Below are 9728 nucleotides of genomic sequence, written 5' to 3' on the forward strand. Positions count from 1 at the left end.
CCATCGTGATCGCCATGTCGCCGTAAGCGTTTCGCAGCGAAGGCATCAGTACGGTGCGGTCCCAGCCGATGGTGCTGTCGGTTTCGCAGAAGCCGGCGTTGACCAGTCCCTCGGTGGTCTCGCCGCAGAAGGTGCCGTCGTAGGCGTCGGAGTCCCAGGAGAACAGCTCCTTGACCGGGGTGAGTTCCCCGTCGAAGACGTCGGGGAAGGCGAACTTCCAGAACTCCTCGAGGTCGCTGACCGACTGTCCGGCCAGAATGTCGACCTCACCACCGTCGGTGTCGGTCACCGTGCGCGATTCGGGCTTGGCGTTCGGGCGCAAACCGGTCGGACCCTCGACGGCCGCAAGGCCGCCGACCTTGAACGGATCCTCGTAGACCGACACCGGTCTGCCGGAAACGGCGGTACCGCAGGAGGCCAGTGTCGCTGCAACGGTCGCCGCAGCCGCCGCCGCGACGAGCAGACGGGGCAGCGTGCGGGGCCGGCGCATGGTCACCACCATAGTTTGCCGACCGGGTCGAGCGCTCAATCCGGCGGCGAAGCGCGCAGCCGATGGAGCGCGTCCCTGACCAGCACCGGGTCGGTGGTCGTCCAGAACGGCGGCAACGAGGCCCGCAGATAACCTCCGTACCTCGCGGTGGCCATCCGGGAGTCCAGCACGGCCACCACCCCGCGGTCGTCGGCGCGCCGCAGCAGTCGGCCGGCGCCCTGGGCCAGCAGCAGCGCGGCATGGGCGGCGGCCACCGCCATGAATCCATTGCCGCCGCGGGCGGCGACGGCCCGCTGGCGTGCGGTCAACAACGGGTCGTCGGGGCGGGGGAACGGGATGCGGTCGATGATCACCAGCGAACAGGACGGGCCCGGGACGTCCACGCCCTGCCACAGCGACAGGGTGCCGAACAATGAGGTCCGCGGGTCGGCGGCGAACTGTTCGACCAGTGCCGCCGTACCGTCGTCACCCTGACACAGCACCGGGGTGTCCAGCCTCTCCCGCATCGCCTCGGCGGCCGACCGGGCCGCCCGCATCGAGGAGAACAGGCCCAGGGTGCGGCCGTCACCGGCCTGTATCAGCGCGGCGATCTCGTCGAGGTGGGGTGTGCCCATGGCGTCCCGGCCAGGCGGGGGCAGGTGCGCGGCGATATAGAGAATGCCCGCCTTGGCGTGATCGAACGGTGAGCCGACGTCCAGGCCGTGCCACCTCGGGGCTTCTTCTCCAGGGCCGGCCGACAGACCCCAGGCTTGGGCCATCGCGTCGAAGGAGCCGCCGATGGACAGGGTGGCCGAGGTGAGCACCGCCGTGGCGGTGCCGAACACCTGGGTGGCCAGCAGACCGGCCACCGACAGCGGCGCCACCCGCAGCACCGGCCTGGGCCCGACTGCGCCCGTAGCCGTTCCCCGGGTCGCTGCGCTCCTGCCCGCCGGCAGTTCCTCGTGGTCGAGCCACACCACATCGGTGCGATCCGGGATGGCCGGGCCGAAGGAGTCCAGCACCCGCGCGGCGGTGTCGCTGATCTCGATCAGCGCGCTGATGGCCTCGGCGCGGGACGCCGCGGCCTGCGGGTCGACCGGTTTGGGATCGATGGCGGCCCGCGCCGCGGCCGCGGCGTCGCGCAGGGTGCTCAGGTAGGTGCCCAGTTCGTCGTCGAGGTGGTCGATGCGTCCGGGCGTAGCGTCGTGGATCGCCGAGGCGAAGGTGGCCACCGAGGCCTCCAGCCGTTGTGCCAGTTCGGGTTCGATCAGCCGGGCGGCGCGGCGCACGGTCACCCCCAACGGCGCGGGGGTGAGCTCACCGGTGGCCACCGAGGTGACCCGGTCGGTGAGTTCATGGGCCTCGTCGATCACTAGGAAGTCGTGCTCGGGCAGCACACTGGCTTCAGTGATCGCGTCGATGGCCAGCAGTGCGTGATTGGTCACCACGATGTCGGCCTGTCCGGCCTGCGCGCGGGCCTTCTCGGCGAAGCAGTCCACCCCGTACGGGCAGCGGGTGGCGCCCAGGCACTCCCGCGCCGAGACGCTGACCTGCGACCAGGACCGTTCCGGAACCCCGGGGCGTAGTTCGTCGCGGTCACCGGTTTCGGTCTCCGACGCCCACAGGGTCAGCCGTCGGACGTCACGGCCGGTCGCGCTGACGGTGAAGAGTTCCTCCTGCGGCGGTTCCTCCTCGCCGGGCCCGCTGTTGATCTTGTTGAGGCACAGATAGTTCCGCCTGCCCTTGAGCAGCGCGAAGGTGGGCCGCCGGGGCAGCTCGCCGGCCACCGCGTCGACCAGGCGGGGTAGATCGCGGTCGACCAGTTGACGCTGCAGGGCGATCGTCGCGGTGGACACCACCACCGGCGCGTCGTCGGCGACGGCACGGGCGATCGCCGGGACCAGGTAGGCCAGCGACTTGCCGGTACCGGTGCCGGCCTGCACCGCCAGATGCTCACCGGTGGCGAAGGCTTGGGCCACCGCCTGCGCCATCAGGACCTGACCCGGCCGCTCGGCGCCGCCGAGGGCCCTCACCGCCGCGGCGAGCAGTTCGTCCACCGGGGGTGTCCGGCTCATCGGGTGCTGACTGCCCGGGTGGGGATGGCCGGTTCCCCGCGGGACAGCGCCAGGCCCTCCCACGGCAGGCTCTGCAGCCCCTCGGCGACCAGGGCCCGGGCGGCGTCCAGATCGGGTGCGGCCAGCAGTTCACCGGCACGCATCAGCGGCACCGTCAGCACCCGGGCGGGTTCGTCGATCGCCGGCGGCGCACCGGCCGGGTACACCAGTTCCTCGACCACCGTCCCGCTGGGCCGGGCGATTCGGATCGCCGCCTTGCGGTGGGCGTGGGATTGCTTGTGCAGGGAGCGTTTCTGCACACCCAGTCCGTCGACCTCGACCAGTTTGTAGACCATGCTGGCGGTCGGCGCCCCCGACCCGGTGACCACCGAGGTGCCCACCCCGAAGCTGTCGACCGGTTCGGCACGCAGTGCGGCGATGGCGTACTCGTCGAGGTCGCCGGAGACCACGATCCGGGTGTGCACCGCACCCAGCGCGTCGAGTTGGTCGCGGGCTTGCCGGGCCAGCACGCCGAGATCACCGGAGTCGATCCGGACCGCGCCGAGGTCGGTGCCGGCCGCGGCGACGGCGTTCTCCACCCCGCGGCGGACGTCAGAAGTGTCGACCAGCAGCGTGGTGGACGGCCCCTGCGCGGCCACCTGTGCGCGGAACGCGGCCTGCTCCCAGTCGTCGGTGTCGCCTTCGGCGAGGGTGTGCAGCAGGGTGAAGGCATGCGCGGCGGTGCCCAGTGCCGGGATTCCGTACACATGCCGCGCGGCGAGGTTCGAGGTCCCGGCGAAGCCGGCGAGGTAGGCGGCGCGCGCCGCGGCGGTCGCCGCCTGCTCGTGGGTGCGCCGCGAGCCCATTTCGATCAGCGGCCGACCGGCGGCGGCGCTGACCATCCGGGCCGCGGCCGAGGCCACCGCGGAGTCGTGGTTGACCATCGACAGCGCCACGGTCTCCAGTACGACGCACTCGGCGAAGGTGCCGGTGACCGAGAGCACCGGCGAGCCCGGGAAGTACAGTTCGCCTTCTGCGTAGCCGTCGATGTCGCCACTGAACCGGTAACCGCGCAGATAGTCCACCGTCGCGGAGTCGAGGAACTCGGCCACCGTGGCCAGTGCGGCCTCGTCGAAGACGAACTCGCCCAACGCTTCCAGGAACCGGCCGGTGCCCGCCACCACGCCGTAGCGGCGGCCCTCCGGAAGGCGGCGGGCGAACACCTCGAAGGTGGTGCGCCGGTGGGCGGTGCCGTCGCGCAGCGCCGCGCCGAGCATGGTCAGCTCGTACTTGTCGGTCAGCAGCGCCGACGGGGCAACCCCGGTCACACGCCAAACCGTATCGGCTCGGCAGAGCGCGGGTGGCTTTTGCCAGCGGCTCGCTATCCTTGTCCCCATGGGCGCCCCAGCAGCACCGACCCGCCCCGGGACCAGCGGGGTACGCGAGACCGACACCGTCGAGGCCACAGATGCCCCCTGGGTGACCATCGTCTGGGACGATCCGGTCAATCTGATGAACTATGTGGCCTACGTCTTTCAGAAGCTGTTCGGCTACAGCGAACCGCACGCCACCAAGCTCATGATGCAGGTTCACAACGAAGGCAAGGCGGTGGTGTCCGCCGGCAGCCGGGAGGCCATGGAGGTGGATGTGACCAAACTGCACGCCGCCGGCTTGTGGGCGACCATGCAGCAGGACCGCTGAGGCGTGCGGAGGTGGAGGCGGGTCGACACCGCCGACGGTCCCCGGTTCGTCTCGGCGCTGGATCCTCACGAGGTGAAGTTGCTGACGACGATGGCGACGTCGGTGCAGGAGATGCTCGACGAACGTCAGGCCGGTGCCCCGTCAGACCCCCTCGAGCAACTCACCGGGATCCGCACCGGCAACCCCGAACCGCCGCAGGACGGGACCATGCTGCGGTTGCTGCCCGACTTCGTCAAGGATCGAGTCGGCGACGACGGGTCCAACAGCGCGCTGCGCAGCCTGCATGAGCCGCAGATCATCGACGCGAAAATTGCTGCTGCGCAACGGCTTGTCGACACTCTGCCGGCCGAGGGCGGGCGGCTGGAACTGACCGAGGACGACGCCAACGCCTGGATCGCCGCGATCAACGACATCCGGTTGGCATTGGGCACCATCCTCGGGGTGGGTCCTGATCTGCCCGACCGACTGCCCGACGGCCACCCGATGGCCGCCCATCTCAACGTCTACCAGTGGCTGACGGTCCTGCAGGAGTACCTGGTCCTCGGCCTGATGGGCAAGCCCATCCGATGACCGCCGGACGCCCGGTGGCCGGCTTCGGTGCGATCACCGATGTGAGCGGAGTACTCGTCGGACATCACCATCGCTGCGACCCCGACGCCATGGTGGCCTCCGAAGACGTCCCGGGCCGCGGTTGGGCCTGCGGCACAACAGTTGTGCTCGCCCCGCCGGGCACTGTCGGCGCGGTTGACGTCCGCGGTGGCGCGCCGGGCACTCGCGAGACCGAACTGCTCGACCCGTCCAATACCGTCCGCCACGTCGACGCCGTCGTCCTCTCCGGGGGCAGTGCGTTCGGCCTGGCCGCTGCCGACGGGGTGATGACGTGGCTGGAGGAACAGGGCCGCGGGGTCGCCATGACCGGCGGCACGGTTCCGATCGTGCCCTCGGCGGTGATCTTCGACCTGCCCGTCGGGGCGTGGACGGCCCGGCCCACCGCGGAGTTCGGTTACGCAGCGGTCTCCGCGGCGGGCCCCGAGGTCGCAGTGGGCAGCGTCGGCGCCGGGGTCGGTGCGCGCGCCGGGGTGCTCAAGGGCGGGGTGGGCACCGCCGCGACGGTTCTGGAGGAATCCGGGGTGACGGTCGGGGCGCTGGTGGTGGTCAACTCCGCCGGGGACGTCTTCGACCCGGCCACCGGCCTGCCGTGGATGGCGGAGATAGCGGGGGAGTTCGGGCTGAGCGCGCCACCGGCGGCCCAGATCGCCGCCTACGCCGCCCGGCACCGCGAACTGAGCCCGCTGAACACCACCATCGCGGTGATCGCCACCGACGCGGCCTTAAGCCCGGCGGGCTGCCGCCGGGTCGCCGTCGCCGCCCACGACGGACTCGCCCGGGCGATCCGGCCGGTGCACACCCCCCTCGACGGCGACACGGTGTTCGTCCTGGCTACCGGTGCGGTGCAGGTGGAGCCCGCACCGGACACCCCGGCCGCGATGCTGCCGGAGACCGCGCTGATGACGGCGGTGGGGATCGCGGCCGCCGATTGCCTGGCCCGCGCGGTGGTGGCCGGGGTGCTGGCGGCGCACCCGGTGGCCGGGGTCCCGACCCATCGGGAATTGCTGCACGGCGCGTTGTAGCCCATCGATTCTGCGTACAGATCGCGGTTGAGCCCACAATCGCGATCTGGGCGCAGAATCGATGAGGGCTCCCACCGGCTAACCTGTGGGCATGACGGGTCTGTCCCCGGAGACGCGACCGCCCACCACGTGGCCGGCCTGGAAAGCCGGCGGCGTGACGATCCTGAGCTTCGTCGCTGTGCTCTACCTGCTCGAGATCCTCGATCAGGTGACCGGGCATGCGCTGGACCGCAACGGAATCCGGCCGCTGGAAACCGGCGGCCTCAAGGGCATCCTCTTCGCCCCCTTCCTGCACGCCGACTGGGGACATCTGCTGGCCAACACCGGTCCGGCGCTGGTGCTCGGCTTCCTGGTGACCCTGACGGGCCTCGGAAAGTTCTTCAAGGCCACCGCGATCATCTGGATCGTCGGCGGCCTGGGGACCTGGCTGCTCGGCGATCTCGACGGCTGCCCGCTGGACACCAACCACATCGGTGCCTCCGGCCTGGTGTTCGGCTGGCTGGCCTTTCTGCTGGTGTTCGGCTGGCTGAGCCGGCATCTGTGGTGGATCGGTGTCAGCCTGGTGGTGCTGTTCGTCTACGGCGGCATCCTGTGGGGTGCGGTCCCGTCGCTGGGCGGGTGCGGCGGGGTGTCCTGGCAGGGTCACCTGACCGGCGCGTTGGCCGGGGTGCTGGCGGCCTACCTGCTGTCCAGCGACGAGCGCGAGGCCCGTGCCCGGCGCAAGGCCGCACCGCCGCTGCCGGGGCAGTTCTCGTGAGTGACCGCTTCGCGCCGGTCGGGATCTTCGACTCCGGTGTCGGCGGCCTGACGGTGGCGCGGTCGATCATCGACCAGTTGCCCGATGAGGACATCATCTACGTCGGCGACACCGCCCACGGTCCGTACGGCCCGTTGACCATTCCGGAAGTCCGCGCGCACGCCCTGGCCATCGGTGACGACCTGGTGGGCCGCGGTGTCAAGGCGTTGGTGATCGCCTGCAACACCGCTTCGGCGGCCTGTCTGCGCGACGCCCGGGAGCGCTACGACGTCCCGGTGGTCGAGGTCATCCTGCCCGCGGTGCGTCGCGCGGCGGCGACCACCCGATCGGGGCGCATCGGCGTCATCGGCACCCAGGCCACCGTCGCCTCGGGCAGCTATTCCGACGCCTTCGCCGCCGCCCCCGACGTCGAGGTGACCGCGGTGGCCTGCCCTCGATTCGTCGACTTCGTCGAACGCGGGGTGACCAGCGGCCGGCAGGTGCTCGGTCTGGCCGAGGGCTACTTGGAACCGCTGCAGCGCGCGCAGGTGGACACCCTAGTGCTGGGTTGCACGCATTACCCGCTGCTGTCGGGGGTGATCCAACTGGTGATGGGGGACTCGGTCACGCTGGTGTCCAGCGCCGAGGAAACCGCCAAGGATCTGCTGCGGGTGCTCACCGAACTGGATTTGCTTCGGCCGCACCCGGATCGGCCGGCCCCCGCCGCGCGGGTCTTCGAAGCCACCGGTGACCCGGAGGCGTTCACCGCATTGGCGGCCCGCTTCCTGGGGCCGGTGATCACCGGTGTGCACACCCCGAGTCGATCGTCATAGTTCACCGCCCAGAAAGCACCATGTTTCCCACCAGTCACGTGGCAAGCTTGTTTCGTGCGCATCACGGTCCTGGGCTGCTCGGGCAGCGTCGTCGGGCCTGATTCACCTGCGTCCGGATATCTGCTGACGGCGCCGGACACCCCCCCGTTGGTGATCGACTTCGGTGGAGGAGTCCTGGGCGCGTTGCAGCGCTACGCCGACCCCAACGAGGTGCAGGTGCTGCTGTCGCATCTGCACGCCGACCACTGCCTGGATCTGCCCGGGCTGTTCGTCTGGCGGCGCTATCACCCGACACCGGCTCCCGAGAAGGGTCTGATGTTCGGACCCAGTGACACCTGGACCCGACTGGCCGCGGCGTCGTCGCCACTCGGCGGTGACCTCGATGACTTCACCGACATCTTCGAGGTGCGGGAATGGGTCGACGGCGAGGCGGTGCAGATCGGGTCGGTGAGCGTGCTGCCGCGACTGGTCAGCCACCCCACCGAGTCCTATGGGATGCGCATCACCGATTCCAGTGGCGCAACGCTGGTCTACAGCGGCGACACCGGGACGTGTGAGTCGTTGGTCGAACTGGCCGGCGGCGCCGATGTGTTTCTGTGCGAGGCCTCCTGGACCGACTCCCCGGACCGGCCGCCGCATCTGCATCTGTCCGGCACCGAGGCGGGCCGGATCGCCGCCCGGGCCGGTGTGGCTGAACTGCTGCTGACCCACATCCCGCCCTGGACGTCGCGCGAGGATGTCATCAGCGAGGCCAAGGCCGAGTTCAACGGGCCGGTCCACGCCGTGGTGCCCGGTGAGGCGATTGAGATCGCCCGCTGCTGACTGGCTAGGGTTGCCCCGTGACTTCACGTAAGGACGGCCGGCGCGACGACGAGTTACGGCCGGTGGTCATCACCCGCGGGTTCACCTCGCACCCGGCAGGTTCGGTGCTCGTCGAGTTCGGCGAGACGAGGGTGATGTGTACGGCCAGCGTCACTGAAGGCGTGCCTCGCTGGCGCAAAGGCTCCGGGTTGGGCTGGCTGACCGCCGAATATGCCATGCTGCCCGCGGCGACCCACACCCGTTCGGATCGCGAGTCGGTCAGGGGCCGCGTTGGCGGCCGCACCCACGAGATCAGCCGTCTGGTGGGCCGCTCGCTGCGGGCGTGCATCGACCTGGCGGCGTTGGGGGAGAACACCATTGCCGTGGATTGCGATGTGCTGCAGGCGGACGGCGGTACTCGCACCGCGGCGATCACCGGCGCGTACGTGGCGCTGGCTGACGCGGTGACCTACCTGGCGGCGGCGGGCAAGCTGACCGACCCCAAGCCGCTGTCGTGCGCGATCGCCGCCGTCAGCGTCGGGGTGGTGGACGGCCGGGTGCGGGTGGACCTGCCCTATGAGGAGGACTCCCGCGCCGAGGTGGACATGAACGTGGTGGCCACCGACACCGGCACTTTCGTGGAGGTGCAGGGCACCGGGGAGGGTGCGACGTTCCCCCGCTCGACGCTGGACAAGTTGCTCGATGCCGCACTCGGCGCCTGCGATCAACTGTTCGCCGCCCAACGGGAGGCGCTGGCGCTGCCCTATCCGGGTGAGCTTCCGGCGGGCCCGCCGCCGAAGAAGGCCTTCGGGAGCTAGTGCCGCAACTTCTGATCGCCAGCCGCAATCGCAAGAAGCTGGCCGAACTGCACCGGGTGCTCGACGCCGCCGGAATCACCGGCTTGGAGTTGCTGACCCTCGACGACGTCCCGGCCTTCGCCGAGGCGCCGGAGACGGGGGCGACGTTTGAGGAGAACGCTCTGGCCAAGGCCCGTGACGCCTTCGCCGCGACGGGATTGCCTTCTCTGGCCGACGATTCCGGGATCGCGGTCGAGGCGCTCAACGGGATGCCGGGGGTGCTGTCGGCACGCTGGTCGGGCCGGTCCGGGGATTCCGACAAGGATGTCGCCAACTATCGGTTGCTGCTGGCCCAGATGGGCGATGTGCCCGACGAGCGGCGTGGCGCGGCGTTCGTGTCGGTGTGCGCGCTGGTGACCGGCTCCGGCGAGACGGTGGTGCGCGGTGAATGGCCCGGCGTCATCGCGCGAGAACCGTTGGGGGAGGGCGGGTTCGGCTACGACCCGGTATTCATCCCGCAGACCCCCGGGGATGGCCGAAGCGCCGCGCAGTTGAGCCCGGCGGAGAAGGACGCGGCCTCGCACCGGGGGAGGGCGTTGGGGATGCTGGTGCTGGCGCTACGGGCGCTGGCCGGAGAATGACGAATCGAGGCTGAAAAAGCAGTGTGGGGCCGGGCGGAATGCCCGGGCCCCCCCAGGGTTTGCCG

Annotated in this window: 10 protein-coding genes and 1 pseudogene; 8 read left to right on the forward strand and 3 right to left on the reverse strand. The window is 70.5% G+C overall.

Going from position 1 to position 9728, the window contains the following annotated elements:
* From ADBZ5N_RS14590 to ADBZ5N_RS14600, 3 genes and pseudogenes are all read right to left on the reverse strand, one after another.
* Window positions 1–490: pseudogene (locus ADBZ5N_RS14590) on the reverse strand (peptidase); the annotation flags it as partial.
* Window positions 491–525: 35 nt separating this feature from the next.
* Window positions 526–2544: an ATP-dependent DNA helicase gene (locus ADBZ5N_RS14595; protein ID WP_526258544.1), complete on the reverse strand. Its 2019-nt coding sequence runs from the start codon at window positions 2542–2544 to the stop codon at window positions 526–528.
* Window positions 2541–3851 carry a nicotinate phosphoribosyltransferase gene (locus tag ADBZ5N_RS14600; protein WP_526258546.1) on the reverse strand — a complete coding sequence of 437 codons (1311 nt, stop codon included), beginning with the start codon at window positions 3849–3851 and terminating at the stop codon, window positions 2541–2543. The genes ADBZ5N_RS14595 and ADBZ5N_RS14600 overlap by 4 nt, the downstream gene beginning before the upstream one ends.
* A gap of 67 nt (window positions 3852–3918) precedes the next feature.
* Here ADBZ5N_RS14600 and clpS point away from each other — a divergent pair, with 67 nt between their 5' ends.
* The 8 genes from clpS (at window position 3919) to ADBZ5N_RS14640 (ending at window position 9663) form a co-directional block, all read left to right on the forward strand.
* Window positions 3919–4224, forward strand: a complete 306-nt coding sequence (clpS, locus tag ADBZ5N_RS14605; RefSeq protein WP_526258548.1) for an ATP-dependent Clp protease adapter ClpS — start codon at window positions 3919–3921, stop codon at window positions 4222–4224.
* Between the two features lie 3 nt (window positions 4225–4227).
* Window positions 4228–4794 carry an oxidative stress transcriptional regulator AosR gene (gene aosR / locus ADBZ5N_RS14610; RefSeq protein ID WP_526258550.1) on the forward strand — a complete coding sequence of 189 codons (567 nt, stop codon included), beginning with the start codon at window positions 4228–4230 and terminating at the stop codon, window positions 4792–4794.
* Window positions 4791–5855 (forward strand): P1 family peptidase, encoded by a 1065-nt coding sequence (locus ADBZ5N_RS14615; protein WP_526258552.1) that lies wholly within the window; start codon window positions 4791–4793, stop codon window positions 5853–5855. Before aosR ends, ADBZ5N_RS14615 begins: the two co-directional genes overlap by 4 nt.
* 91 nt (window positions 5856–5946) lie before the next feature.
* Complete coding sequence (locus ADBZ5N_RS14620; RefSeq protein WP_526258554.1) at window positions 5947–6612, forward strand: rhomboid family intramembrane serine protease; 666 nt, start codon at window positions 5947–5949, stop codon at window positions 6610–6612.
* Complete coding sequence (gene murI / locus ADBZ5N_RS14625) at window positions 6609–7424, forward strand: glutamate racemase (RefSeq protein ID WP_526258556.1); 816 nt, start codon at window positions 6609–6611, stop codon at window positions 7422–7424. Before ADBZ5N_RS14620 ends, murI begins: the two co-directional genes overlap by 4 nt.
* A 54-nt stretch (window positions 7425–7478) precedes the next feature.
* The gene (locus tag ADBZ5N_RS14630; RefSeq protein ID WP_526258558.1) at window positions 7479–8246 is read left to right on the forward strand and encodes a cyclic nucleotide-degrading phosphodiesterase; all 768 of its coding nucleotides are present in this window, start codon (window positions 7479–7481) and stop codon (window positions 8244–8246) included.
* A 17-nt stretch (window positions 8247–8263) separates the two neighbouring features.
* Window positions 8264–9043 carry a ribonuclease PH gene (gene rph, locus ADBZ5N_RS14635; RefSeq protein ID WP_526258560.1) on the forward strand — a complete coding sequence of 260 codons (780 nt, stop codon included), beginning with the start codon at window positions 8264–8266 and terminating at the stop codon, window positions 9041–9043.
* Window positions 9043–9663 carry a non-canonical purine NTP pyrophosphatase gene (locus ADBZ5N_RS14640; protein ID WP_526258562.1) on the forward strand — a complete coding sequence of 207 codons (621 nt, stop codon included), beginning with the start codon at window positions 9043–9045 and terminating at the stop codon, window positions 9661–9663. The genes rph and ADBZ5N_RS14640 overlap by 1 nt, the downstream gene beginning before the upstream one ends.
* The last annotated feature ends 65 nt before the right edge of the window (window positions 9664–9728 follow it).

Source organism: Mycobacterium sp. (assembly GCF_044370595.1).
Classification (GTDB): domain Bacteria; phylum Actinomycetota; class Actinomycetes; order Mycobacteriales; family Mycobacteriaceae; genus Mycobacterium.